Here is a 24,466-nt window from a genome sequence, read left to right as displayed (position 1 = left end):
AGCGATATGACCGAGATGAGTAATGCGCTCTGTACCAGCACCTGGGCGAAAGAGAACGGGGTCCTGTTCTATAACGATGAGGTTTATATCCGCGAGGATGCGCAGGCGTATGCCCTGCTGGAGATGCGCCGCGTGCTGGGGCGCTCCTATGCCCCGACGATCCTGACGGCGGAAGCGTTTGACGAACTGCTGACCAACATCTGGCAGCAGAACAGCGGCGTCTCGCAGCAGCTGGTGGACGACATGGACGCCGATATTGACCTGATGGCGTTAACCGAGGAGATCCCTGACAACGAAGATCTGCTCGATAACGACGAGAACTCGCCGGTGATCCGCCTGATCAACGCCATTATGGGCGAAGCGGTGAAAGAGGGGGCCTCCGATATTCATATCGAGACCTTCGAGCGCACCCTGAGCATTCGTTTTCGCGTTGACGGCGTGCTGCGTCCGGTGCTGCAGCCAGCGCGCAAGCTCGCGCCGCTGCTGGTGTCGCGTATCAAAGTGATGTCCAGACTGGACATCGCCGAAAAACGTCTTCCCCAGGACGGTCGTATCTCGCTGCGCATTGGTCGTAAGGCCATTGACGTGCGTGTCTCCACTATCCCGTCTCAGTACGGCGAACGCGTGGTGATGCGTCTGCTGGACAAAAGCAACCTTAAGCCGGACATCAACAAGCTCGGTCTGATTGACGAAGAGCTGGTGAAGTTAAAAGGACTGATTGAACGTCCGCACGGCATCATCCTGGTGACCGGCCCGACCGGTTCGGGGAAAAGCACCACCCTGTACGCGCTGCTGTCGGCGCTTAACGGCCATGAACGCAACATTCTGACCGTGGAAGACCCGATCGAGTATGAACTGGAAGGGGTCGGGCAGACCCAGGTCAACCCGCGCGTGGACATGACCTTTGCGCGCGGACTGCGCGCCATTCTGCGCCAGGACCCGGACGTGGTGATGATCGGGGAAATTCGTGACGGGGAAACCGCGCAAATCGCGGTACAGGCCTCGCTCACCGGACACCTGGTGATGTCCACGCTGCACACCAACAGCGCTGCGGGCGCTATTACCCGTCTGCGTGATATGGGGCTGGAGTCATTTTTAATTGGTTCGTCGCTGCTTGGCGTCATTGCCCAGCGTCTGGTGCGTCGGCTGTGTCCGCACTGTCGCACGACCAGTCCGCTGGATGACAATGAGAAAGCGCTGTTCACCTTTATGGAAACGCCGCCGAAAGCGATTTATCGCGCCGTGGGCTGTGAACAGTGTCGCCAGAGCGGCTACCAGGGACGCGCAGGCATCCATGAATTTCTGGTGGTCGACAGCGCCATGCGCCGTGCGATCCATGAAGATAAAGATGAGATGTCCATCGAAACGCAGCTTTTCAAAGAGGCGTACAGCCTGCGTGAAAACGGTCTGCTGAAGGTGATAACCGGCGTGACCTCGCTGGAAGAGGTGATGCGCGTCACCGCCGAGCGCGGGGGGGATGCGTAATGGCCTGGTATGCGTGGTCCGCGACGGACGCCGCGGGGAAAACCCAGCGCGGCACCCTGCAGGCCGAAGGGCCAAAGCAGGTGCGCCAGATGCTGCGCGAACAGAAGCTGATGCCAGTGAACATTGCGCCGACCAGCGATCCGGCGGCGGGAAAAAACGCCCGTAAAGGGGCAAAACTGTCGATTCCGGTGCTGTCGATGTTTACCCGACAGCTCGCGACGCTGGTCAATGCCGCGCTGCCGCTGGAGAGTGCGCTGAAGGCGATTGCGAAGCAGACGGAAGATAAAACCCTGGCGGCGATGGTGACCGAAATCCGCGACAAGATTGTGGAAGGTCACACGCTGTTCGACGCCTTCAGCCAGTTTCCGCGCAGCTTCGACAAGCTCTACTGCACCCTGGTGATGGCCGGTGAAAAGACCGGTCATCTCGGTGGCGTGCTGGAAAAGCTCGCCGAGTACAACGAGCAGCGCCAGAAGATGAAAAGCAAGCTCACTCAGGCGATGGTCTACCCCATCACCCTGACGGTGGTGGCGATCGCGGTGATCTCCATTCTGCTGGTCGCCGTGGTGCCGCAGGTCATCGACCAGTTCACCCACATGAAACAAGAGCTGCCGGTGACCACCCGCACGCTGATCGCGGTGAGCGACTTTTTACAGGCCTGGGGCATCGTTATTGCCAGCGGCCTGTTCGGGGCGTCGGCGAGCTTTAAATTTTGGATAAAAGTAGAAAAGAACCGGTTTGTTTACCATCGGTGGCTGTTGCTAAAGTCACCGCTGAAAAAACTGGTCTGCGCCATCAACAGCGCGCGCTACATCCGTACGCTGAGTATTTTGCAGGCCAGCAGCGTTCCGCTGCTGGAGGGGATGTACATCGCGATGGACGGGATTGAAAACCTCTATGCCCGGCAGGTGCTTGAGCAGGCGGCGGACACCGTGCGCCAGGGGGCTTCCCTCTACAACGCGCTGGAACAGGCGAAAATTTTTCCACCCACCATGCTCTACATGGTGGCCTCCGGGGAGGAGAGCGGCGAGCTGGGCTCGCTGATGGATCGTGCGGCGGAAAACCAGGAATCTGCATTACAGCATCGAATTACGTTAACGCTGTCGGTATTTGAACCGGCACTGGTAGTAACTATGGCGACCGTTGTTTTATTTATCGTTCTTTCAATATTACAACCGCTTCTTCAACTTAATAATATGGTGGGTTAATCATGTCTTTGAAAAAAAATAGCCTGAAGCGTCAGGCGGGGTTCACGCTGCTCGAATTAATGGTAGTTATCGTTATTCTCGGTGTGCTGGCCAGTATGGTTGTGCCTAATTTAATGGGCAATAAAGAAAAAGCCGATATTCAGAAAGCGACCAGCGATATTGTGGCGCTGGAAGGTTCGCTGGATATGTACAAACTCGACAATCATCGCTATCCGACCACCGAGCAGGGGTTGCAGGCGCTGGTGACCAAACCTGAAATTGCGCCTATTCCGAAAGGCTACCGTGACGATGGCTATATTCGTCGCCTGCCGCAGGATCCATGGGGCAATGACTATATTCTGGTCAGCCCGGGTGAACATGGCGCTGTTGATATTTTCTCAGCCGGTCCGGATGCAGAAGCTAATACTGCCGACGATATCAGCAACTGGTCTTTTGATAAAAAAGCTAAGTAATGAATAAGCAACGTGGATTTACCCTGCTGGAAATTATCGTGGCGCTGGTGATATTCGCCCTGAGCGCCATGATGGTGGTCACTACCATTCCATCACGCAGCGGCGCAGATACATTTGGTCAGCAGCTAAAATCCCTCGTTGAATATGGTTCTGACCGTGCGGTAATGGACGGAAATATTGTCGGGCTGGTGATGACCTCGTCAGAATTTGAACTGGTGACGCAGGTTGTAAATAACGGCGAGCGCCACTGGGCACCGTTAAAGTCGGGGCGGATCGCCACACGCGGCGAGTTTCCTGAGGAGATGCATGTCTCCCTCTCATCGCGAACGCTGGCGGCCACGCTGGACGATGAACCGCAAATCATTTTTTTGCCGGACGGCGAGCTTAGCCGCTTCACGCTCAGCCTCGAAAGCCTGGATAAAAAGCAGCGCTTTCACGTGACGTCACAGGGCTCTGTTCCCGTGGTGGTGGAAAACGATGACTAAACGCAAAACCAAAGAGCAGGGGATGACCCTGCTGGAAGTGATGGTGGCGCTGGTGATTTTCTCCACCGCGGCGCTGGCGCTGATGAACTCCGTCACCCTGAACGTGCGCTTTACCCACAGCCTGTCGGAAACGCTGCAGGCCGGCTGGGTGGCGGAAAATCAGCTGGCGCAAGCGCAGCTGGCTCAGACCGACTTCCCGGACGCCGAGCAGGTGGGTACCGAAACCATGGGCGGACAAACCTGGACCTGGCATATCCAGCGGGTGAAAACCGCCGAAAATACCTTTGCCGATGAGGTACGGGTTTACAGCGAAGCAAGCGATGCGCAACCGGTGGTGGCGCTTCAGCTCGCCGAACCGGAGGTAGATCGTGAGTAAGGTGCAGCGTCAGCAGGGCTTTACCCTGCTGGAAATTATGATTGCGCTGGCCATCTTCGCGGTGATCAGCATTCTCGCCTGGCAAACGCTCGACGGCGCGATGCGGACCTCGACGGCCAGCGACGAGGCGGCGACAAAAGTGACGGCGCTTCAGCGCACGTACAACCTCCTCTCGCGTGACTTTTATCAGCAACAGGCGCGCGCGCCGCGCAACAGCGGCGAGGTGTTCGTCCAGCAGCAGAATGGGGTGGAAATGACAACCCTGAACGGCATTAGCGGCCAGGTGCAGCTGGAGCGGGTGCGCTGGACGTTAAAGGACAAGCGCGTGTGGCGCAACGTCTGGGCTGCTATCGACGGTCCTGCCAGCGCGCAGCCGGAAGAAGTGCCGATTCTGAGCGATGTGAAAGAGATGAAATGGCGCTTCTGGCACGAAGGCTGGAAGGAAAAATGGACCGACATCGCCCATCAGCCTGATGGCGTTGAGCTGAATCTGACCATGGAAAACGGCGAAACCTGGCGCTGGGTTTTTCTCACTCCCGGCGATATGCCTGAGATCCAGACCGCGCCAAAAGAGACGAATGCGGACCCGGCGCAGCCGGCAGCGGAGAATGCGGCCCAGCCCGTAACAACCCCGCAGCCCGATACGGCAGTCGATCCAGGAGTGAGTTCATGAGCGGCAAAACAGCGCGAAAAGAGCGTGGCGTGGCGCTGCTGGTGGTGCTGATCCTGCTGGTGATGATGTCCGCCCTGGCGGCGAAAATCAGTCAGCAGTTCTGCCGCCACCTGCAAAAAACGCATTATCAGGTCAGCCAGCAGACGCTGCGCTGGGCCATTGCCCGTCAACAGAAGGTACTGGAAAACGTATTGCAGAAAGCGGCCAGTTCAGAAGGGGCGGGGCTGTCACCGCAGGGTGACTGGGCGCAGCCGCTGGAAACCCACGGGGATAATTACACCGTGGTGAGTCAGGTGGAGGATGCCCGGACCTGCTTTAACGTCAATAGTCTGCTGGCCGGTGACGCGGCGCCAGCGGCCCCGGCCGACCCAACTGCGCTGCCGGAAAAACCGGTCAAAGAGCAGATTATTGAACAACTGCTGACGGAAAGTGGCGTCGGTACGCTGGCGGCAGAAGAGATTTACCAGCAGCTGGTGGATTATCTTGACGCCGACGACGTGACGGCGAAACAGGGCCAGGAGGCCGATGCCTGGGCGAGCGTGACGCCCGCCCGCGGTCCGGCGAATCAAATGATGCGCACCATCAACGAAATCAGACTGCTGCCCGCCTTTCCGCAGGCTGCGTGGCCGAAGGTCAGCAAGCTGCTGTGCGCCTTGCCGGATACGGATGGCACCATAAATGTGAATACCTTAACACGCGAACAGGCGCCGCTGCTGGCGGCGGTTTTTACCGGCGTGTTAAACACGGACGACGCTGCCCGCCTGCTCGATTCACGCCCGGATGAGGGGTGGGCGTCGCTGGAGGCATTCAGCAAAGTGCTGGAGAGCAACTATCCGCAGACCAAAGATATCCTGGCGCAGATTCAGGACAGGATTGCGGTCAACAGTCGCTATTTTCGGGTGGAAACCACCGGCAATACCGATGATTTAACGCTGCGCGTCGTCAGCCAGCTTCACGTTGACAGTGAGGCTGGCAAGGTCGTGACCTGGCAACGCCGCTACCGAATGGTTGAATAAGATGAAGATAATGAAAAAGGTGCTTTTTATTCGTCCCGACACCCGTGAGGACGGCAAAATCTGGTGGTGTGAATCCGGTAACGATCGGGTGGAATATCTGACGGGCTGGAGCGCACTGAGCGAACTTTCCTGCCACCCGCTTTCTCAGCAGGTGTGCCTGCTGCTGCCGGCGAGCGAGACGATCTTTCGTCATTTTACCCTGCCGAAAAAAGGGCTTTCCGCCCAGACGGCGCAGTTCTCGTGGATGGCGGAAGAGACGCTGCTCGGCGAGGTGGAGACGCTGCACTGGACGGTGCTGAACAAAAAGGGGCCGGAGGTGGATGCCGTGGCCATCGACGCTGAACGTCTGCGCCACTGGCTTGAGCTGTTCGCTCAGGCGGGGCTCACGGTGGCCCAGGCGCTGCCGGATGCCTGGCTGCTGCCGGTGAGCGAAGGGGGCACGACGCTGGTGAGCCTGGAGGAGAGCTACTGGCTGCGCTTTTCCCCCGGCAGCGCTGGCGAAGCCGATACGGTTCTGCTGCCGCTGCTGTTGAGTAAATGCCGGGCGGGTGAGGTGTGCTGCTACGGCGATGCGCCGCAGGAGGTACAGGTGGATGAACGGCTGGCGTGGCAGCATCCGATGGTGCTGATCCAGCCCCAGTGGCAGGGCTGTCGTATCAACATGCTGCACGGGGAGTTTTCCGGGCGCAGCGCCGGCGGCCTGCGTTTCCGCCACGCGAAAACGGCCCTCGCGGCGGCGGCGCTGCTTTGCTTTGGCCTGCTGATCGGCCCCCGCGTTGGTATGGCGTGGATGCTCACTCATCAGCAAAACGAGATCCACCGGGAGATGACCACCGTAGCGCAGCACTATTTCCCGACCCTGCGCCAGACCAGCAACCTGAAGTACTACGTCGGGCAAAATATCAGCAAGGCGAAGAAAGGGGTCTTCCTGCAGCTCGAAGCGCTGAATCAAATCAGGCAGTCATTGCCGTCGCTGGAGATCAATAGCGTGGAATATGGCGAAACGCAAAATCAGCTGACGCTGAATGTGAAATCCATGGATAAACAGACCCTGCAGGATTTTGTCGCCCGCAGCGCCGAAACCTTTGAATTTACGATGCAGCCGATTTCCGGCGAGGCGCCTTATACCGCCATTATTACCGGGAGCTATAAATGAAAATGCAAATAGCCCAGCTAAAAAACCGCTGGCAACATTACAGTCCACGCGAGCGTAATTTATTTAAACTCTGCGGCGGGGCACTCTGCTGTGCGATGGTTTATTACGGCGCGATGATGCCGCTCGATACTCTCATCAAAAATAACGAGGCCGTGTTATTTAAGCAGAAGCAGACGCTGAACTGGATGCGCCAGGAAATTGATAAAAACCATCTCCAGTCCAGAATCGTCAATACCCCGAACCCGCGCAGCGTGGTGGAGGAAAGTGCCAAAGTCGTGCACGTCGCGTTGACAAACGTGCGTCAGGAAGATCAGTCGCTGACCTTTGATGTCGAGCGCGTCAGCGTCACTGCCCTGCAAAACTGGCTGCGTGAGATGAACGTCTCTTCCGGTATCCATCTGGAGAAACTCGCGTTGACGCCGGTGGATCGTCAGAGTGACGTGAAAGCGCACATTACGCTGAGCTGGGCGAAAAGCGCATGAACTCACTAATGCTGTTGCAGCAGGCGAATCTGCCGGGTCTGTGCGTCATGAGCGGAGCTCTGGGCGCGATCCTCGGCAGTTTCCTCGGCGTCGTGGCGGAGCGTATTCCGCCGCTGGTAATGGAAGAAGAGGGGGCAGGCAATCTACTGTTTCCCGCCTCTCACTGCCCGGAATGCAACCACGCCCTGAGCGCGTGGGAAAATATTCCCATCATTAGCTGGTGTGCGCTGCGCGGCCGCTGCCGCCACTGCCATAGCGCGATTCCGCTGCGACTGCTGCTGGTGGAAGTCTGTAGCGCTCTCTTCTTTGCCGCCAGCGCCGCGCTGGCGCCGTCGTTTTTGGCGCTGATCGCGCTGTGGGTGATGTGGAGTCTGCTGCTGCCGCTGGTGGTGATCGACGCGCGCCATATGCTGCTGCCGGACTGTCTGACCCAGCCGCTGCTGTGGACGGGGCTGATGTTCCATGCCCTGTTCCGTACGCTACCGCTGACCGATGCTATCTATGGCGCAGTGGCGGGATATCTCTCGCTCTGGCTGGTTTACTGGGCATTCCGCCTTCTGACCGGCCGGGAAGGATTAGGCTATGGTGATTTTAAGCTGCTGGCGGCGCTGGGCGCCTGGTGCGGCTGGCAAGCGTTACCCTCTATCGTGCTGATCGCGGCGCTGGGGGGCATTATCATGCATTGCCTGTTAAAGCCCTTTAAGAATAAAAATAACCTTATTTCCTTTGGTCCATATATTGCATTTTCCGGGCTGGTTGTATTTATCGCGCAAATCCCATGTCTCATCTTTTAAATAATGCAGTCAAGTTTTTTTTGAGATTTTTTCATCGGGGGAATGAAAGGCGAAAATAAATTCCCCACTGTATTCTTCTCTACGCAATAAAACATTTGTCGAAGTTTATGAGTGGAGGAAGGTACAGCGCAATAATAAGCAGGTCTTTCGCGAACCAGAAACGTTCACGATTAATTTATCAGTAAATAACGTTTGTCCATGTTTAATGGAAAAGCATGGGTATTTAATTTCACAAATCGTATTATCAGGATCAAATAATGAAATTTCTGAAGCCTAAATATCTGGCACTCTTCGTTGCAGCGGCTGCAAGCCCGGTGTTCGCAGCCGTGCCAGGTAAAGCAACTATCGCCAGTGGTAATGATAAATTTGCCATTGTCGAAGTTGATCAGTCTGCTACTGCTTACAACAACCTCGTCAAAGTCCATGATGGCGCCGATGTTAAAGTGCAGTGGGATGTCTGGAGCGGCGCGGCGCCGACTTCAGCGAAAGTGTTGCTCGACGGCAAAACCGTCTGGACCGGTGCAGGCAGCATGTCCGGCACGGCAACATTTAAAGTGACCAAAGGCGGTCGCTATCAGGAAACGGTTGAACTCTGCAACGCCAGCGGGTGCAGCACCAGCGCCAGCAAACTGATTATCGTCGCGGATACCGACGGTAGCCATCTGCTGCCGCTTAATACCACCATGCAGGAAAATAATAAAACCCTCTCTAAGCATACCGATAAAGTGGTCGGTGCCTATTTCCCTGAGTGGGGCGTTTATGACCGTAAATTCCCGGTGGATAAAATCCCGGCAGCTAACCTTAACCACATTCTGTATGGCTTCATTCCAATCTGCGGCGGCGATGGCATCAACGACAGCCTGAAAACCATCGAAGGGGGTAACAGCTTCGAAGCGCTGAAGCGCGCCTGTGCGGGCCGTCAGGACTTCCAGGTGGCGATTCACGACCCGTGGGCCGCACTGCAGGAATCCCGGACTGGCCTCGACAGCTGGGACGAGCCCTACAAAGGCAACTTCGGCCAGCTGATGGCAATGAAGAAAGCCAATCCAGGGCTGAAAGTGCTGCCGTCTATCGGTGGCTGGACCCTCTCCGATCCGTTCTTCAAAATGCATGACAAAGCGATCCGCGATCGCTTCGTGGCTTCCGTGAAAGATTTCCTGAAAACCTGGAAATTCTTCGACGGCGTGGACATCGACTGGGAATTCCCGGGCGGCGGCGGTCAGAACGAAACGCTGGGCAACCCGCAGCAGGATAAAGAGACGTATACCGCACTGATGCGCGAACTGCGCGCCATGATGAATGAACTGTCAGCCGAAACCGGCCGTACCTTTGAACTGACCTCCGCAATCGGTTCAGGCAGCGACAAAATTGAAGACGTTGATTACACGACTGCCCAGCAGTACATGGATCACATCTTCCTGATGAGCTACGACTTCTACGGCGGCTGGAGCAACACCGATCTGGGTCACCAGGCGGCACTGCGTGCGCCGGCGAACAAACCGGATACCAATTACACCACCGAAAACGGCGTCAATGCGCTGCTGGCGCAGGGTGTACAGCCCGGCAAAATTGTCGTGGGGACGGCCATGTATGGTCGCGGCTGGACCGGTGTTCACGGTTACAGCAATAACAATCCGTTCACCGGCACGGCAACGGGCATGGTGAAAGGGACCTGGGAACCGGGCGTGGTTGACTATCGTCAGATCGTTAACGAGTACAAAGGCAAACCGGGCTGGGAATACAACTATGATGCTACCGCTGAAGCGCCGTATCTGTTTAACAAAACCACCGGCGATCTGATCACCTATGAGGATGCGCGTTCCGCAACGGCGAAAGGTCAGTATGTGCTGGCGAAAAACCTGGGCGGTCTGTTTGCCTGGTCTATCGACTCCGATACCGGAGACATTCTGAACGCGATGAATGAAAGCCTGACAGGCGGCGCTGCGCCGGTTGATCCGGTGGTGACCAACCATGCGCCGGTAGCGACTTCCGCTGACCAGAGCGTAACCGGTCCGGCGACGGTGACCCTGGATGGTTCGGCTTCTACCGATCCGGATGGCGATGCCATTACCTACAAGTGGACGCAGATCTCTGGCCCGTCGGTGACCCTCACCAACAGCACCAAAGCGAAAGCGACCTTCAACGTTGCCGCTGTCACCAGTAACCAGACTCTGGCGTTCCGCCTGACGGTCACTGACGCGAAAGGGTTGAGCAGCACCGCTGACGTCCAGGTCGTGAACAAAGCGCCGAAAGCAAACCAGGCGCCGGTCGTGAACCAGATGGAAGCCGTGACGCTGGAAGCGGGCCAGAGCTACTCTCTGCACGCTCAGGCTAACGATCCTGATGGCGACGCGCTGACCTACTCCTGGAGCGTTCCTGCGAATATGCAGGCGACAGGCGCAGACACCGCGAACCTGAACATCACCGCGCCGGACGTGGATGCGGAATCAACTTACACGCTGACCGTGGTGGTAAGCGATGGCAAGTCCAGCGTACAGACTAACGTACAGGTAACGGTAACGCCTAAAGCGGCTGAAACGCCGTCTGACGAAGGCAATACCCCTTCCGATGAAGGCAACACGCCGTCTGACGAAGGTTCTGCCACCAGTAGCTGCGATAAGCCTGTTGACGCCAACGCCAGCAAATACGCTGCCTGGAGTGCAAGCAAGGTTTACAACGCGGGCAATACCGTCAGCTTCGACAACCTGGTCTGGAAAGCAAAATACTGGACTCAGGGCAACCAGCCGGGCTTCGGTGTGGATGCATGGGAGCTGGTAAGTCAGGTGAAATTCAACTGGCGCTCCGACGTGGTCTATAACGGCGGCGACACCACTACCTACAACGGTTACTCCTACACCGCGAAATGGTGGACGAAGGGTGATAAACCCGGTAGCAGCGATGTATGGGTGAAAAAAGGCCCTGCGGCTGACTGCCAGTAAGTCACAGCCATAACGATGCGGGTAAGTAACTTGCCCGCCATCACGGTCCACGTCCCGCGACGGACGTGGACCGTAAATCAGGAAACAGAGTGATAAGCGCGTAAGGAGACAATGAAAAAGAGCCGGACTGAAAATGAAAACGTTATTTTTATTGTTGCTGATAATAAGCCATAGCGTCTTTGCCAACTGCTGGGATAAAGCCGCCAGTTATTACCATGTGGATCCTTATCTGTTGTATGCCATTGCTAATGTTGAATCGGGAATGAATCCCAATGCGATTGGACAGAATAATGATGGAACGCGTGATGTCGGCCTGATGCAGATTAATAGTTCACATTTTTCCGAGCTGGAGCGAAAAGGCATTAATGAGTACCGGTTAATTACCGAGCCCTGCACCTCGATTATGGTTGGCGCATCGATATTATCCGGAATGATTAAAGTTTATGGCTATAGCTGGGAGGCGGTCGGCGCCTATAACGCGGGTCTGAAAAAAGAGAATTACCCGCAGCGTATGGTCTATGCCCGTAAGGTCTGGAATAAATATCAGAAATTAAAACGTAGCACCCGTAACCGTTATTATTATTGATTTTTGTTTTTTGAAGAGTACCGACTGGTGTTCTTCATAAAACGAAAACTGCTCCCGGGTTTATTTATTAAATGATTAATAAATAAACCGCGAAACAAATTAACTTTTATATACCCTTAATATAATTAAGAGGACCATTGACATGAACAAAAGAACATTACTCAGTGTTCTTATTGCGGGCGCATGTGTTGCACCGTTTATGGCTCAGGCAACCCAGCTGCAGGCCAGCAGCGAACCTTACACCGTTAAGGCCAGCGATCTGCAGAAGAAAGAGCAGGAGTTGACCAACTTCCCGCTGATGGCTTCAGTGAAGTCAACCATCCGCACGCTGGACAACAGCCTGGTGGAACAAATTGAGCCGGGTAAATCGACAAACCCGGAAAACGTCAAGCGCGTGGAAGGGATTATCAAGGCCAGCGACTGGGAATATCTCTTCCCACTGCGTGCGCCGGAATATACCTACAGCAACTTCCTGAAAGCGGTCGGTAAATTCCCGGCACTGTGCCAGACCTATACCGATGGTCGTAACAGCGATGCCATCTGCCGTAAGTCTCTTGCAACCATGTTCGCGCACTTCGCGCAGGAAACCGGCGGCCACGAGTCCTGGCGTCCGGAAGCCGAGTGGCGTCAGGCGCTGGTTTACGTGCGTGAGATGGGCTGGAGCGAAGGTCAGAAGGGCGGCTATAACGGCGAATGTAACCCGGATGTCTGGCAGGGGCAGACCTGGCCGTGCGGTAAAGACAAAGATGGTGATTTCGTTAGCTACTTTGGTCGCGGTGCGAAACAGCTCTCCTATAACTACAACTACGGCCCGTTCTCTGAAGCGATGTACGGCGACGTCCGCGTACTGCTGGACAAACCTGAGCTGGTGGCGGACACCTGGCTGAACCTTGCTTCCGCGATCTTCTTCTTCGCCTACCCGCAGCCGCCAAAACCGAGCATGCTGCAGGTTATCGACGGCACCTGGCAGCCGAACGATCACGATAAGGCGAATGGTCTGGTTCCGGGCTTCGGCGTGACCACGCAGATCATCAACGGCGGCGTGGAGTGCGGTGGCCCGACTGAGATCGCCCAGTCTCAAAACCGTATCAAATACTACAAAGAGTTTGCCAACTACCTGAAGGTGCCTGTTCCGTCTAACGAAGTGCTGGGCTGCGCCAACATGAAGCAGTTCGACGAAGGCGGTGCCGGCGCGCTGAAGATCTACTGGGAACAGGACTGGGGATGGAGCGCGGATACCCCGTCAGGCCAGACCTACTCTTGCCAGCTGGTGGGTTACCAGACGCCATTCAGCGCTTTTAAAGAGGGTGACTACACCAAATGCGTGAAGCATTACTTCAACGTCAACGTGGTGGGTGAAGACGGGACTTCCGACGGCGGTAGCGTCACGCCAGCTCCGACCCCGACCCCTGTCGACCCAACGGACGAAGGCAACACCACGCCGGTGCCGGACGATAACACCCCGGCTCCGGAAGATAATACGCCAGCGCCGGTAAACCATGCGCCGGTAGCAAAAATCGCCGGTCCGGTGGGGGCGGTTGAAGCGGGTAAATCTGTTTCTCTGAACGCGTCTGGCTCGACCGACGAAGACGGTAACCACCTGACTTATACCTGGACGGCTCCGAACGGCCAGACCGTAAGCGGCGATGATAAAGCGATTATTACGTTCAACGCACCGGAAGTGGCGGCGGCGACGCAGTACCCGATCAACCTTACCGTCAGTGACGGCGAGCTGAGCAGCACCACTACCTATACGCTGAACGTACAGGCTAAGCAGACCAACGGCGGCCAGACCGGGACTTACCCGACCTGGACCTCCAAAACCAAATGGAAAGCAGGCGATATCGTTAACAACCGCGGCCAGCTGTTCCAGTGCAAACCTTATCCGTACAGCGGCTGGTGCAATAACGCGCCATCCTACTACGAGCCAGGTAAAGGGATTGCATGGCAGGACGCGTGGACTGCGCTGTAATCAGCAAAACAGCAAAACAGCAAAATGACAAACGGCAACCTTCGGGTTGCCGTTTTTTTTCTTATCGTAAAAATGCAGGACCCGATCTACCGATGAAGCTTCCCGTGATCCCGCAGCCACGCCGCCGTACGCGTAATCCCTTCATCCAGCGTCACGATCGGTTTGTACCCAAGCTCGTTCTCCGCCCGCGAAATATCCAGCGTGAAATCAAAGTTCAGCTTCGATACGCCGTAATGCGTCAGCGCAGGCTCTTTGGCCGATTTACTGCCAAAACGCTCCATGCTGCGGGCAATCATATCCAGCATTGGGTAAGGGACTGAACGGATGCGGCAGTCGATCTGCAGCTCGTCAATTAAACGCTGCACGATGCTGCGCAGCGTGCAGGGTTCGCCGTTCGTGATGTTGTAGGCGCGACCGGAGATCAGCTTATCGCAGTCCGGCTGGCTTGCCAGCCACATGGCGTGAACGGCGTTTTCGTAATAGGTCATATCCACCAGCGCATCGCCGCCGCGCGGCAGCAGCACGCTGCCGTAGTGGTGCATCATCTGCGCCAGGCGCGGAATAAACACTTTGTCGTGCGGCCCGAACAGGCTCTGGGGGCGCAGCACGGTAAAGCGCGTATGCGGGTTGGACTGTGCCAGCAGGTCGATCACCTCTTCGCTGGCCGCCTTGCTGCGGGCAAACTCGCAGGCAAAGCGAGCGGGACGGAAATCTTCCTGCACGTCACGATGGTGGTGATAGTCGAAATAGAGTGAAGGTGACGAGATATGAATAAAGTTACGCACGCCCCAGGCAACGGCCCATTCGCCCAGACGGCGGGTTGCCCGCACGTTGGCGAGATCGAAGGCTTCCTGGGTACCCCACGGGGAGGTGAAGCTGGAGCAGTGCCACAGCGTGTCGATACCGGCGAGCATCACTTTCGCCTGAGAGGAGACCAGCTCCGTCAGGTCAGCATGGACGAACTCCGCGCCCATTTTTTGCAGCAGTTTTCCCATCGCTTCGTTGCGACCGGTAGCCCTGACGCTGATGCCCTTGTTGCGCAGAAATTCGACCGCATTTCGGCCTAAGCCGCTGGTCGCCCCGGTAACCAGTACCTTCATATCAATCCACTGTGTTGAAAAGAATTTCGTGCGCATTCTTTCGTGAATTACGGCGCTATGCAATGGGAAAGGTGAAAGAAAGAGAGTTTTATTTAGATCTTTTCCGTCTTTTGTTCTGCCCGTTGCGCAATCCGCTTTGCCATCCCGCGGAAGATAAACAGGTGGGCGGGGATCATCAACAGCCAGTAGAACAGACCCGGCATTCCGTGCGGATGCCACCAGGCGCGGACGTCCAGTTCACGACAATCGGCTTTGTCTTTCAGGGTAAAGCAGAGTCGGCCCAGCCCCGGGGCTTTCATACCGAACAGCAGCGCCAGCTGTTTTTCCGGCTCGACGATGATGACCTTCCAGCTGTCGACCGCGTCGCCCACCTCAAGATACGGGCGTGCCGGACGGCCTTTTGCCAGCCTGTGCCCCACCAGCAGATCCATTGCTCCGCGCGTTTGCCAGAGGATATTGCCGAAGAAATAACCGTCTTTGCCGCCAATCTGGTTCACGACTTCCCACAGATCTGCAAGGCTGGCGGAAGTTTTCACCGTGCAGCCCGCCTGTTTCGGGTAATAGCCGTACTCCGGCCGCCAGCGGGCAAACGCCTGGGCGTCGTAGCCCCAGTCGCTGGAGTTCACCAGCTGCTCTTCCTCTTTCAGCGTATTGCGCACGGCATCGTCAAAGCGGATCAGGTCCTGGGGAATGAGTGCCCGCAGTTCGCGATCGTCCGCCAGTAAATCGTGTTTGAGCCCCTGGATCAGCGCTTTGGCGATCGTCGGCGGCACCGAGGTGATCACATTCAAAAACCACACCGAAATCCAGCGGGTCGGGAAGGGGATGGGGATCAGCCAGCGGCGGCGGCCGCTGACGCGCATGAAATGTTCGAACTGCTCCTGATAGCTCAGCACTTCAGGGCCTGCCGCCTCCAGCACGCGGTGTTGCTCCGCCGGGTGATCCAGCAGGGCCACCAGATAATGCAGTAAATTCTCCAGCGCAATCGGCGTGGTGCGCGAGCGTACCCAGCGCGGCGGCGTGAGTACGGGCAGGTTGTAAACCATATCGCGCATCACTTCGAAGGCGGCGGAGCCTGCGCCGACGATGATCCCGGCGCGCAGTTCGGTGACGGGGATATTCGCCCCGCGCAGGGTGTCAGCCGTCAGCTGGCGGGCGCGCAGGTGATCGGACTGCTCGTGTTCGGGCGCCTGGAGCGAGCTTAAAAAAATGACCTGCTTCACCGGGGTTTGCAGCAGGGTGTCGCGAACGTTCATCGCCACCTGCCGCTCGTGGGCGATGAAATCCCCGCCTTCGCCCATGCTGTGCACCAGGTAGTAAAGCGTGTCGACCCCTTCCAGCAGGGCGGGAAGTTCCTTCGGCCAGTTGAGGTCAACGCTGTGGCAGGTGACGCCAGGCAAACTGAGCTTTTGCAGGCGTTCGGTGTTGCGTGCCGCTGCCAGCACCTGGTGTCCCTGCTGGCTTAACGCCGCGGTGAGATGCTGACCGATGTACCCGCTGGCGCCGAGCACCAGAATTCGTTGCGGCACGTGATGCTCCTTATCGCTGTGAAAACGCCTGCCAGTGTTTCACCACGTCCGCCAGCTGTTCGCGGCTCACGTCGAGATGCATGACCAGGCGCACAACGGGTGAGGCGTTGATCAGCACGCCACGTGATTTCATAAACTCACCCAACGCGGCGGCGCGGTCATCGCCCACGCGTACGAACAGCATGTTGGTGTCGTGGCGCATCACGTCGGCGCCAATCTCGCGCAGCTGCGCCGCCATCCACGCGGCATTGTCGTGATCGTCCTTCAGACGCGCCACGTTATTTTTCAGGGCATACAGCCCGGCAGCCGCCAGAATACCCGCCTGACGCATGCCGCCGCCGGTCATTTTGCGCCAGCGGTTGGCGCGCTTGATATAGTCCGCGTTGCCCACCAGCAGAGAACCCACCGGCGTGCCCAGCCCTTTAGAGAGGCAGATGGTGAACGAGTCGCAGTATTGCGCAATCTCTTTCAGCCCGCAGCCGTACTCCACGACGGCGTTAAAGATACGCGCGCCGTCAACGTGCAGGCCGAGCCGGCGCTCGCGGGTGAATTCCCACGCTGCTTTCAGGTATTCGCGCGGCAGCACTTTGCCGTTGTGGGTGTTTTCGAGGCTGAGCAGCCTGGTGCGGGCGAAGTGAATATCGTCAGCTTTGATTTTCGCCGCGACTTTATCGAGCGGCAGGGAGCCGTCCGGCGCAGCGTCAATCGGCTGCGGCTGAATGCTGCCGAGCACCGCCGCGCCGCCGGCTTCGTAGAGATAGTTATGCGCACCCTGGCCGACGATATACTCTTCCCCGCGCTCGCAGTGGCTGAGCAGCGCCACCAGGTTAGCCTGCGTGCCGGTTGGCAGAAACAGGGCGGCTTCCTTGCCGCTCAGCTCTGCCGCGTAACGCTGCAGTTTGTTAACCGTTGGGTCATCGCCGTAGACGTCATCCCCGACCGGGGCGGCCATCATCTCTTCGAGCATGGCGCGGCTCGGGCGGGTTACGGTATCACTGCGTAAATCAATCATTTCACATCCCTTTATTTTAAGAGGTCATGCGAAATGTTTTACCTGAGCCAGTTGGTTTTTGCCAGTTCGATCACCTCGTCGCCGCGCCCGCTGATGATGGCGCGCAGCATATACAGGCTAAAGCCTTTGGCCTGTTCAAGCTTGATCTGCGGCGGGATCGCCAGCTCTTCTTTGGCGACGACGACATCCACCAGCACCGGGCCGTCGATGGAAAATGCGCGCTGCAGGGCTTCGTCTACCTCTGAGGCTTTCTCCACGCGAATACCGGTGATGCCGCAGGCCTCGGCGATGCGTGCGAAATTGGTGTCGTGCAGCTCGGTGCCGTCCGTGAGATAGCCTCCGGCCTTCATCTCCATCGCCACGAAGCCCAGCACGCTGTTGTTAAAGACCACGATTTTCAGCGGGAGCTTCATCTGCACCACCGACAGGAAATCCCCCATCAGCATGCTGAACCCGCCGTCGCCGCACATCGCTACCACCTGACGCTCCGGGGCCGTCGCTTTTGCGCCCAGCGCCTGCGGCATGGCGTTGGCCATCGAGCCGTGGTTGAACGAGCCGAGCAGTCGACGCTTGCCGTTCATCTTCAGATAGCGTGCCGCCCAGACGGTTGGCGTGCCCACGTCGCAGGTGAAGATGGCGTCGTCGTCCGCGAAATGACTGATCTGCTGCGCCAGATACTGCGGGTGAATCGCTTTGTCGCTCGGTTTGGCGAGGTCGTCCAGCCCCTTGCGGGCGTCGCGATAGTCGCTCAGGGCCTTATCAAGGAACTTGCGGTCCGTTTTTTCTTCAAGCAGCGGCAGCAGGGCGGCAAGCGTGGATTTGATGTCGCCCACCAGCGCCATATCAACCTTGCTGTGCGCGCCGATGCTGGCTGGGTTGATATCAATCTGAATGATTTTCGCATCCGTCGGGTAGAACGCGCGATACGGGAATTGGGTGCCGAGCAGGATCAGCGTGTCGGCGTTCATCATGGTGTGGAAGCCGCTGGAGAAACCGATCAGACCGGTCATCCCCACATCAAAGGGGTTGTCGTACTCGACGTGCTCTTTGCCGCGCAGGGCGTGAACAATGGGGGCCTTAAGCTTACCGGCGAATTCAAGCAGCTCCTTGTGCGCGCCCGCGCAGCCGCTGCCGCACATCAGGGCGATATTGCTGGAGTAACGCAGCAGCTGAGCCAGCTTTTTCAGCTCCTCTTCCGCAGGCGTCACCACCGGCTGCGGGGCGTGATACCAGTGGGTGCTGGCCCCTTCCGGCGCGGCCTTGAGGGCCACATCGCCCGGGATAACGACCACAGAAACGCCGCGGTTCAGCACGGCCTTGCGCATGGCGATCGCCAGCACCTGCGGGATCTGCTCCGGGGATGAAACCAGCTCGCAATAGTGGCTGCATTCACGGAACAGCTCCTGCGGATGCGTCTCCTGAAAATAGCCGCTGCCGATTTCGGAAGAGGGGATATGGGCGGCAATCGCCAGCACCGGCACGTGATTGCGGTGACAGTCGAACAGCCCGTTGATCAGATGCAGGTTGCCGGGACCGCACGAGCCGGCGCAGACGGCCAGTTCCCCCGTGATCTGTGCTTCAGCACCTGCGGCGAAGGCGGCAACCTCTTCATGGCGGGTGGGCATCCATTCGATGGTCTTCATCTTGTTGAGGCTGTCGCTAAGTCCGTTCAGGGAATCGCCGGTCACGCCCCAGATACGTTTCACGCCAGCCTGTTCGAGCGTTTTCGCTATATATGCAGCCACGGTTTGTTTCATGGTTGTCCATCTCCTTTTTGTGATATCGCATACAAGCTTAGAAGAAAGTCTCCGTATTGCCCGTCGCATGCCCCCAATTAAAAGGTGCTTTTCACGCGCAACTATTCGGCATAATCTGGTGTTACCTCAGTAAAAACAGGAATTATTTCAAATGGTTAAATCATTGTTAATCGCTGTTAATGAAAAGCTATCGTGCGACGATCTTGGCAAACTCTTGTTACGACTTGCCGTCGGCGGGCTGATGCTTTTTCACGGTTTACACAAGCTTTTTGGCGGCGTGGGCTTTATCAGCGGCATGCTGGTGGAAAAAGGGCTGCCGGGATTTATCGCCTACGGCGTGTTGGTTGGCGAAGTGGTGGCGCCGATCCTGATTATTGTCGGGCTCTTTACGCGTCCGGCCGCGCTGGTGCTGGCCTTTACGATGATTGTGGCGTGGCTGATGGTGGGAATGGGTGAAACGCTCGCCCTCGATAAGGTAGGCGCATGGGCGATTGAAAGCCTGGTGTACTTCTTTATCGGCTCGCTGGCGGTCGCGTTTTTAGGGGCGGGGCGGTTTGCGCTGGGTAAAGCGCCCGCGTGGCGGTGAGGTTGTTGTAGGTCGGGTAAACGCAGTGTCACCCGACAAAAAGCCCGGTGGCGCTGACGCTTACCGGGCCTACGATCGAACGATTACCGTTTATGCGAGGACCAGATCGCCCTGTGGATGGCAAGAACACGCCAGCACGTAACCCTCGGCAATTTCCGCGTCGGACAGCGTCATGGTGCTGGTGACGGTGTACTCCCCGGAAACCACCTTCGTCTTACAGCAGCCGCACACGCCCGCACGACAGGCAGCCACTACCGGCACCTGGTTGCTTTCCAGCGCCTCCAGCAGGGTGGTTCCCACGCGGCCAAAGAAGGTCTGCGCAGGCTGCAGTTTGGTGAAGGTAATGCCGCTGGTTGCCGCTTCCGCCACCGGCGTGAAGAACTGCTCTTTGAAGAAGCGGGTCACGCCAAGCGCTTTCACTTCTTTCTCCGCGATATCCATGTACGGCGCCGGGCCGCAGGTCATCACGGTGCGGTTCGCGATATCCGGCACGCTTTGCAGCAGCTCGCGGCTCAGGCGACCGGGCACAAAGCCGTGGGTCGCGTTGTGCTCCGCCACCAGCGTCACCGGATAATCACGCCATTCCCCGGCAAAAATCACATCTTCCGGGGAACGGACGCTGAAGATCGCCTGCACGTCGGCCTGCGGGCGGTTCTTCGCCAGCCAGCGGCGCATCGACATAATCGGCGTTACGCCACAGCCCGCCGCCAGCAGCAGGAATTTATCGTCTGCTTTGTCGTCACAGGTGAAATCGCCCTGCGCGTCAGACAGCCAGATGTAATCCCCGCGCTTGACGTCCCGCGTCAGCCACTGAGAGCCCGCGCCGTCGTCAATGCGGCGGACGGTGAGCGTAATGTACTCGCTCACGCCCGGCGTGGAGGAGATCGTGTAGGCGCGCAGCGTGTCCGCCGAATTGCGAACGCTGACCAGCGCGTACTGGCCTGCACGGTACGGATAGTAGTCGTGGCACAGCAGCGACAGCGTCCACACATCCGGCGTCTCCTGATGGATGTGATGAACCTGCATCCGCCACGGGCATTGTGAGGTTGGCATGGTCATGAATAACTCCTTACGCGCTCAGCAGCTGTTTCATATCATCTTCAACGTTGGTCACGGAACGCAGACCGAATTTTTCGTTCAGCACCGCCAGCAGGTCCGGCGTCAGGAAGCCAGGCGCGGTCGGACCGGTCACGATGTTGGTGACGCCGAGAGAGAGCAGGGTCAGCAGGATGACAATCGCTTTCTGCTCGAACCATGACAGCACCAGCGACAGCGGCAGGTCGTTCACGCCACAGCCCAGTTTCTCCGCCAGGGTGACCGCCAGAATGATGGCCGAGTATGCATCGTTACACTGGCCCGCATCGATCAGGCGCGGCAGACCTTCGATGTCGCCGAAGTCCAGCTTGTTGAAACGGTATTTGCCGCACGCCAGGGTCAGGATCAGGCAGTCTTCCGGCACGCTGGTGGCGAAATCGGTGAAGTAGTTACGCTCGCCGCGCGCGCCGTCGCAGCCGCCGACCAGGAAGATGTGGCGCAGCTTTTCACGGCTGACGAGATCGATCAGCGAATCAGCGGCGCCGAGCAGGGTTTCACGACCAAAGCCGACGGTGATCAGGTGCGGGATTTCGCTGTACGGGAAGCCCGCCATCTGCTGCGCCTGGGCGATAACCGGACCGAAATCGTCGCCTTCAAGGTGGCTCACGCCCGGCCAGCCGACAATGCTGCGGGTCCAGATACGGTCATCGTACGCGCCGACGGTAGGGTCGATGATGCAGTTAGAGGTCATCACGATAGGGCCAGGGAAGCGGGCGAACTCAACCTGCTGGTTCTGCCAGCCGCTGCCGTAGTTACCGATCAGATGCTTAAATTTACGCAGTTCCGGGTAGCCGTGCGCCGGCAGCATTTCGCCGTGGGTATAAACGTTAACGCCGGTGCCTTCGGTTTGCTTCAGCAGGTTGTAGAGATCTTTCAGGTCGTGACCGGAAATCAGAATGCACTTGCCTTCGGTTGCCTTGACGTTGACCTGCGTCGGCGTCGGGTGGCCGTAGGTGCTGGTTTCACCGGCATCCAGAATGCTCATCACGCGGAAGTTCATCTGGCCGATTTCCATTGAGCATTCCAGCAGCGCGTTCATATCGGCAGGCCAGGTGCCCAGCCACGCCATGATTTTGTGGTACTGGGCATAAATCTCATTGTCGTACTGACCCAGAACGTGTGCGTGCTCCATATAGGCCGCAGCGCCTTTCAGGCCGTACAGGCACAGCAGGCGCAGGCCGAGAATGTTCTCGCCAATCGCCGCTTTGTCTTTATTCGGGGTGAATTCTGCCGCCTGACGCTGGAGGTCGCCCAAATCGTCGCTGACCAGCTGAAGTTCTGACATCGGGTTTTCCACGCGAGCGGAGGCATCCGCCTTCAGGCACTGGGCTTTCAGCGCCTCACGCAGGGCAATCGCTTCGCGGGCGTAGCCGACAATGCGCGGAGAGTCGAAGTTAACGTTGGTCAGCGTGGAGAAAAACGCGCGCGGGGCGAAGCTGTCGACGTAGTGGTCGACAATGCCGTATTCGCGGGCTTTGAACGCCCATGCGGAAAGGCCTTGCAGGGCCGCAATCAGCAGGTCCTGCAGGTCAGATGTTTCTGCGGTTTTGCCGCACATACCCTGTGCGTAAGAGCAGCCATTGCCTGCCGGGGTACGGATGGTTTGTTCACATTGCACACAAAACATAATCACACCTGTTAAAGTTATATTTAATATACATGTTTAAGGTTATGCCTGTGCCAGAACGGAGAAAAGGGCTTTCTGCTACAAAATAGAGGGAGATTGATTTAGCGCAATTTTGGCGGCAGGAAACCTACCGCCAAAGAAGTATCAGGCAGAGAAGAGGGCCATCAGAACAGGAACCAGCAGGCTTAAAATAAAGCCGTGCACGATAGCCGCGGGCACCATCTCCAGACCTCCGGAGCGCTGTAGTACCGGCAGGGTAAAGTCCATCGACGTTGCGCCGCACAGGCCCAGCGCGGTAGAACGACTGCGCCGAACCAGGCTCGGGATCAGCATGATGGCAATCAGCTCTCGCGCCAAATCGTTAAAGAAGGCGGCGCTGCCGATCACTGGGCCGAATGATTCGGTCAGCAGAATACCGGAGAGGGAGTACCAGCCAAAACCGGACGCCATCGCCAGGCCGGTTTTCAGCGGCAGATCGAGAATAAAGGCGTTGATGACGCCCGCCACCATTGAACTGGCGACAACCATAACGGCAACCATCATCCCCCGACGGTTCAGGACAATTTGTTTCAGCGTCATGCCATTATTTCGCAATTGAATACCAATCAGGAACAGCAGGAAGATCAGCGTATATTCACTGGCCTCTGTCGCGTGCTGTAAAAATGCCCAACCTGTCAGCCCAAGAAGAAAACCGATCACCACGACGCCGCATAATTTTAATGATTCAAGCGCCATTGCAATTCGTGAAGGGAGTTTTTCCTGATGATGGTGATTTTTCCATGGAATAGTGCGTTCCAGCCACAGCAGCGCGGCAATATTGCACAGCAAAATAACCACTACGGTGACGACAGAATAATGGAGGATGGAGAGTAAATTCGCCGACAGGTTGTCCAGGAATGCCAGGCTAATCCCCATAAAGAAAAGAATAACGTAGACAATCCAGCTCAGGAATCGATTAATGAGCCTTAATGCGGATTCACGATGCAGCGGAATAAGATAGCCCACGATCAAGGGCAGCAAAATGATGAGGAGTCCTGAAAACATGAACAGCCGGTCCTTTTGGAGTATCGGTTAAACGCCAGTGACACTACCCAATAAAGGCTGTTCAGTAAAGCGGCAAAAGAAAGCCGGGTGGCGGCTACGCCTTACCCGGCTTGTGTCTATGTGGGGTGTGCGGCCTGTGGCCCTCACCGCGGCCCTCTCCCACGGGGAGAGGGAGGGAAAGATTAATCGCGTTTTTCCAGCAGGGTGCGATACAGCACGCCACCCAGAATACCGCCGATAATTGGCATCACCCAGAACAGCCACAGCTGCTCAAGCGCCCAGCCGCCCTGGAAGATGGCGACGGCGGTGCTGCGTGCCGGGTTAACGGAGGTGTTGGTGACCGGAATAGAAATCAGGTGGATAAGCGTCAGCGCCAGACCAATGGCAATCGGGGCAAAACCGGCTGGCGCGTGTTTGTCCGTTGCGCCGTGGATCACCAGCAGGAAGCCGGCGGTCAGAACGATTTCAATCACGATGGCAGACAGCATGGAGTAGCCGCCCGGAGAGTGTTCGCCGAAGCCGTTAGAGGCAAAGCCGCTGGCCGCCGCGTCGAAGCCGGCTTTACCGCTGGCAATCACGTACAGAACGCCCGCCGCAATAATACCGCCAACTACCTGCGCCACAATGTAGCCAATTACGTCTTTCGCGGGGAAACGGCCGCCCGCCCATAAACCTAACGTCACTGCCGGGTTAAAATGACCGCCGGAAATATGTCCCACGGCAAATGCCATGGTTAATACGGTTAAACCAAACGCCAGCGCGACGCCGACAAAACCGATACCTAATTCCGGGAATGCTGCTGCCAGAACGGCGCTACCGCAGCCACCAAATACCAGCCAGAATGTACCAAAGCATTCTGCTGCCAATTTTCTAAACATAACCACCTCAAATAATTATCCGCACGCTTTCCCGCGCGCGGGATATATCGCCATAAAGGGATGACGACTCAAAGAGCCCGTATTTTAAAAACCAACAACACCCCTTCGCCACTTAAATAAATTCGATTAATTTGATTTAAGGCAATGTGATGTCAATCCTTGTTCAAATCAGCGGTAAATAGAGCATAGACCAATTTGCGGGCGGTAGTATCTT

Annotated in this window: 22 protein-coding genes; 14 read left to right on the top strand and 8 right to left on the bottom strand. The window is 57.2% G+C overall.

Going from position 1 to position 24,466, the window contains the following annotated elements; all coding sequences use genetic code 11:
* Nucleotides 1-6 precede the first annotated feature (6 nt).
* From gspE to SPH27_RS07155, 13 genes are all read left to right on the top strand, one after another.
* Complete coding sequence (gene gspE / locus SPH27_RS07215) at nt 7-1,485, top strand: type II secretion system ATPase GspE (protein ID WP_101744460.1); 1,479 nt, start codon at nt 7-9, stop codon at nt 1,483-1,485.
* Nucleotides 1,485-2,693, top strand: a complete 1,209-nt coding sequence (gspF, locus tag SPH27_RS07210) for a type II secretion system inner membrane protein GspF (protein ID WP_101744461.1) — start codon at nt 1,485-1,487, stop codon at nt 2,691-2,693. Before gspE ends, gspF begins: the two co-directional genes overlap by 1 nt.
* Before the next feature lie 2 nt (nt 2,694-2,695).
* The gene (gspG, locus tag SPH27_RS07205) at nt 2,696-3,145 is read left to right on the top strand and encodes a type II secretion system major pseudopilin GspG (RefSeq protein WP_072196680.1); all 450 of its coding nucleotides are present in this window, start codon (nt 2,696-2,698) and stop codon (nt 3,143-3,145) included.
* On the top strand, nt 3,145-3,630 hold the full coding sequence (gspH, locus tag SPH27_RS07200; protein WP_023310954.1) for a type II secretion system minor pseudopilin GspH: 486 nt from the start codon (nt 3,145-3,147) through the stop codon (nt 3,628-3,630). Before gspG ends, gspH begins: the two co-directional genes overlap by 1 nt.
* Nucleotides 3,623-4,006, top strand: coding sequence for a type II secretion system minor pseudopilin GspI (gene gspI / locus SPH27_RS07195; protein WP_023310955.1), 384 nt, complete (start codon nt 3,623-3,625; stop codon nt 4,004-4,006). The genes gspH and gspI overlap by 8 nt, the downstream gene beginning before the upstream one ends.
* Complete coding sequence (gene gspJ, locus SPH27_RS07190) at nt 3,999-4,679, top strand: type II secretion system minor pseudopilin GspJ (protein ID WP_096151227.1); 681 nt, start codon at nt 3,999-4,001, stop codon at nt 4,677-4,679. Before gspI ends, gspJ begins: the two co-directional genes overlap by 8 nt.
* A complete protein-coding gene (gspK, locus tag SPH27_RS07185) occupies nt 4,676-5,695 on the top strand; it encodes a type II secretion system minor pseudopilin GspK (protein ID WP_182071446.1) in 1,020 nt (339 codons plus the stop codon). Before gspJ ends, gspK begins: the two co-directional genes overlap by 4 nt.
* Nucleotides 5,696-5,705: 10 nt before the next feature.
* Nucleotides 5,706-6,851, top strand: coding sequence for a type II secretion system protein GspL (gspL, locus tag SPH27_RS07180; protein WP_182071447.1), 1,146 nt, complete (start codon nt 5,706-5,708; stop codon nt 6,849-6,851).
* Entirely contained in the window at nt 6,848-7,333 is a 486-nt protein-coding gene (gene gspM / locus SPH27_RS07175) for a type II secretion system protein GspM (RefSeq protein ID WP_182071448.1), read from the top strand. The genes gspL and gspM overlap by 4 nt, the downstream gene beginning before the upstream one ends.
* A complete protein-coding gene (locus SPH27_RS07170; RefSeq protein ID WP_182071449.1) occupies nt 7,330-8,127 on the top strand; it encodes a prepilin peptidase in 798 nt (265 codons plus the stop codon). The genes gspM and SPH27_RS07170 overlap by 4 nt, the downstream gene beginning before the upstream one ends.
* A 257-nt stretch (nt 8,128-8,384) precedes the next feature.
* Entirely contained in the window at nt 8,385-11,066 is a 2,682-nt protein-coding gene (locus SPH27_RS07165) for a glycosyl hydrolase family 18 protein (RefSeq protein ID WP_182071450.1), read from the top strand.
* Between the two features lie 133 nt (nt 11,067-11,199).
* Entirely contained in the window at nt 11,200-11,652 is a 453-nt protein-coding gene (iagB, locus tag SPH27_RS07160; protein ID WP_182071451.1) for a type III secretion system invasion protein IagB, read from the top strand.
* 142 nt (nt 11,653-11,794) lie between these two features.
* Nucleotides 11,795-13,624, top strand: coding sequence for a chitinase (locus tag SPH27_RS07155; protein ID WP_029739472.1), 1,830 nt, complete (start codon nt 11,795-11,797; stop codon nt 13,622-13,624).
* A gap of 86 nt (nt 13,625-13,710) precedes the next feature.
* Here the strand turns inward: SPH27_RS07155 and SPH27_RS07150 are convergent, their stop codons facing one another.
* The 4 genes from SPH27_RS07150 to poxB all read right to left on the bottom strand — a co-directional run bounded on the left by SPH27_RS07150 (nt 13,711) and on the right by poxB (nt 19,022).
* The gene (locus tag SPH27_RS07150; RefSeq protein WP_045354430.1) at nt 13,711-14,724 is read right to left on the bottom strand and encodes an NAD-dependent epimerase/dehydratase family protein; all 1,014 of its coding nucleotides are present in this window, start codon (nt 14,722-14,724) and stop codon (nt 13,711-13,713) included.
* 92 nt (nt 14,725-14,816) lie between these two features.
* Nucleotides 14,817-16,253, bottom strand: a complete 1,437-nt coding sequence (locus SPH27_RS07145) for an SDR family oxidoreductase (RefSeq protein ID WP_182071452.1) — start codon at nt 16,251-16,253, stop codon at nt 14,817-14,819.
* Between the two features lie 10 nt (nt 16,254-16,263).
* On the bottom strand, nt 16,264-17,265 hold the full coding sequence (ltaE, locus tag SPH27_RS07140) for a low-specificity L-threonine aldolase (protein ID WP_322435621.1): 1,002 nt from the start codon (nt 17,263-17,265) through the stop codon (nt 16,264-16,266).
* A gap of 38 nt (nt 17,266-17,303) precedes the next feature.
* Nucleotides 17,304-19,022, bottom strand: a complete 1,719-nt coding sequence (gene poxB, locus SPH27_RS07135) for a ubiquinone-dependent pyruvate dehydrogenase (RefSeq protein WP_039261536.1) — start codon at nt 19,020-19,022, stop codon at nt 17,304-17,306.
* 151 nt (nt 19,023-19,173) lie between these two features.
* Here poxB and SPH27_RS07130 point away from each other — a divergent pair, with 151 nt between their 5' ends.
* Nucleotides 19,174-19,608 carry a DoxX family protein gene (locus tag SPH27_RS07130; protein ID WP_033145069.1) on the top strand — a complete coding sequence of 145 codons (435 nt, stop codon included), beginning with the start codon at nt 19,174-19,176 and terminating at the stop codon, nt 19,606-19,608.
* A gap of 90 nt (nt 19,609-19,698) precedes the next feature.
* Here SPH27_RS07130 and hcr read toward each other — a convergent pair whose 3' ends face one another.
* The 4 genes from hcr to aqpZ form a co-directional block, all read right to left on the bottom strand.
* Entirely contained in the window at nt 19,699-20,667 is a 969-nt protein-coding gene (gene hcr / locus SPH27_RS07125; RefSeq protein ID WP_182072876.1) for an NADH oxidoreductase, read from the bottom strand.
* Between the two features lie 10 nt (nt 20,668-20,677).
* Entirely contained in the window at nt 20,678-22,330 is a 1,653-nt protein-coding gene (gene hcp / locus SPH27_RS07120; RefSeq protein WP_033145071.1) for a hydroxylamine reductase, read from the bottom strand.
* 144 nt (nt 22,331-22,474) lie between these two features.
* The gene (locus tag SPH27_RS07115; RefSeq protein ID WP_182072875.1) at nt 22,475-23,374 is read right to left on the bottom strand and encodes a lysine exporter LysO family protein; all 900 of its coding nucleotides are present in this window, start codon (nt 23,372-23,374) and stop codon (nt 22,475-22,477) included.
* A gap of 182 nt (nt 23,375-23,556) precedes the next feature.
* Nucleotides 23,557-24,252, bottom strand: a complete 696-nt coding sequence (aqpZ, locus tag SPH27_RS07110; protein ID WP_014883193.1) for an aquaporin Z — start codon at nt 24,250-24,252, stop codon at nt 23,557-23,559.
* Nucleotides 24,253-24,466 lie beyond the last annotated feature (214 nt).

The sequence above is a fragment of the Enterobacter sp. A103 genome (assembly GCF_034427535.1).
Lineage (GTDB): Bacteria > Pseudomonadota > Gammaproteobacteria > Enterobacterales > Enterobacteriaceae > Enterobacter > Enterobacter asburiae_B.
The sequence above is the reverse complement of the archived record's forward strand: the minus strand, read 5'-3'. Positions and strand labels throughout refer to the sequence as shown.

Coding starts and splice junctions, on each gene's coding strand:
- gspE (WP_101744460.1), top strand. CDS start 7: ATGACCGAGATGAGTAATGCGCTCTGTACCAGCACCTGGGCGAAAGAG.
- gspF (WP_101744461.1), top strand. CDS start 1,485: ATGGCCTGGTATGCGTGGTCCGCGACGGACGCCGCGGGGAAAACCCAG.
- gspG (WP_072196680.1), top strand. CDS start 2,696: ATGTCTTTGAAAAAAAATAGCCTGAAGCGTCAGGCGGGGTTCACGCTG.
- gspH (WP_023310954.1), top strand. CDS start 3,145: ATGAATAAGCAACGTGGATTTACCCTGCTGGAAATTATCGTGGCGCTG.
- gspI (WP_023310955.1), top strand. CDS start 3,623: ATGACTAAACGCAAAACCAAAGAGCAGGGGATGACCCTGCTGGAAGTG.
- gspK (WP_182071446.1), top strand. CDS start 4,676: ATGAGCGGCAAAACAGCGCGAAAAGAGCGTGGCGTGGCGCTGCTGGTG.
- gspL (WP_182071447.1), top strand. CDS start 5,706: ATGAAAAAGGTGCTTTTTATTCGTCCCGACACCCGTGAGGACGGCAAA.
- gspM (WP_182071448.1), top strand. CDS start 6,848: ATGAAAATGCAAATAGCCCAGCTAAAAAACCGCTGGCAACATTACAGT.
- SPH27_RS07170 (WP_182071449.1), top strand. CDS start 7,330: ATGAACTCACTAATGCTGTTGCAGCAGGCGAATCTGCCGGGTCTGTGC.
- SPH27_RS07165 (WP_182071450.1), top strand. CDS start 8,385: ATGAAATTTCTGAAGCCTAAATATCTGGCACTCTTCGTTGCAGCGGCT.
- iagB (WP_182071451.1), top strand. CDS start 11,200: ATGAAAACGTTATTTTTATTGTTGCTGATAATAAGCCATAGCGTCTTT.
- SPH27_RS07155 (WP_029739472.1), top strand. CDS start 11,795: ATGAACAAAAGAACATTACTCAGTGTTCTTATTGCGGGCGCATGTGTT.
- SPH27_RS07150 (WP_045354430.1), bottom strand. CDS start 14,724: ATGAAGGTACTGGTTACCGGGGCGACCAGCGGCTTAGGCCGAAATGCG.
- ltaE (WP_322435621.1), bottom strand. CDS start 17,265: ATGATTGATTTACGCAGTGATACCGTAACCCGCCCGAGCCGCGCCATG.
- poxB (WP_039261536.1), bottom strand. CDS start 19,022: ATGAAACAAACCGTGGCTGCATATATAGCGAAAACGCTCGAACAGGCT.
- SPH27_RS07130 (WP_033145069.1), top strand. CDS start 19,174: ATGGTTAAATCATTGTTAATCGCTGTTAATGAAAAGCTATCGTGCGAC.
- hcr (WP_182072876.1), bottom strand. CDS start 20,667: ATGACCATGCCAACCTCACAATGCCCGTGGCGGATGCAGGTTCATCAC.
- hcp (WP_033145071.1), bottom strand. CDS start 22,330: ATGTTTTGTGTGCAATGTGAACAAACCATCCGTACCCCGGCAGGCAAT.
- SPH27_RS07115 (WP_182072875.1), bottom strand. CDS start 23,374: ATGTTTTCAGGACTCCTCATCATTTTGCTGCCCTTGATCGTGGGCTAT.
- aqpZ (WP_014883193.1), bottom strand. CDS start 24,252: ATGTTTAGAAAATTGGCAGCAGAATGCTTTGGTACATTCTGGCTGGTA.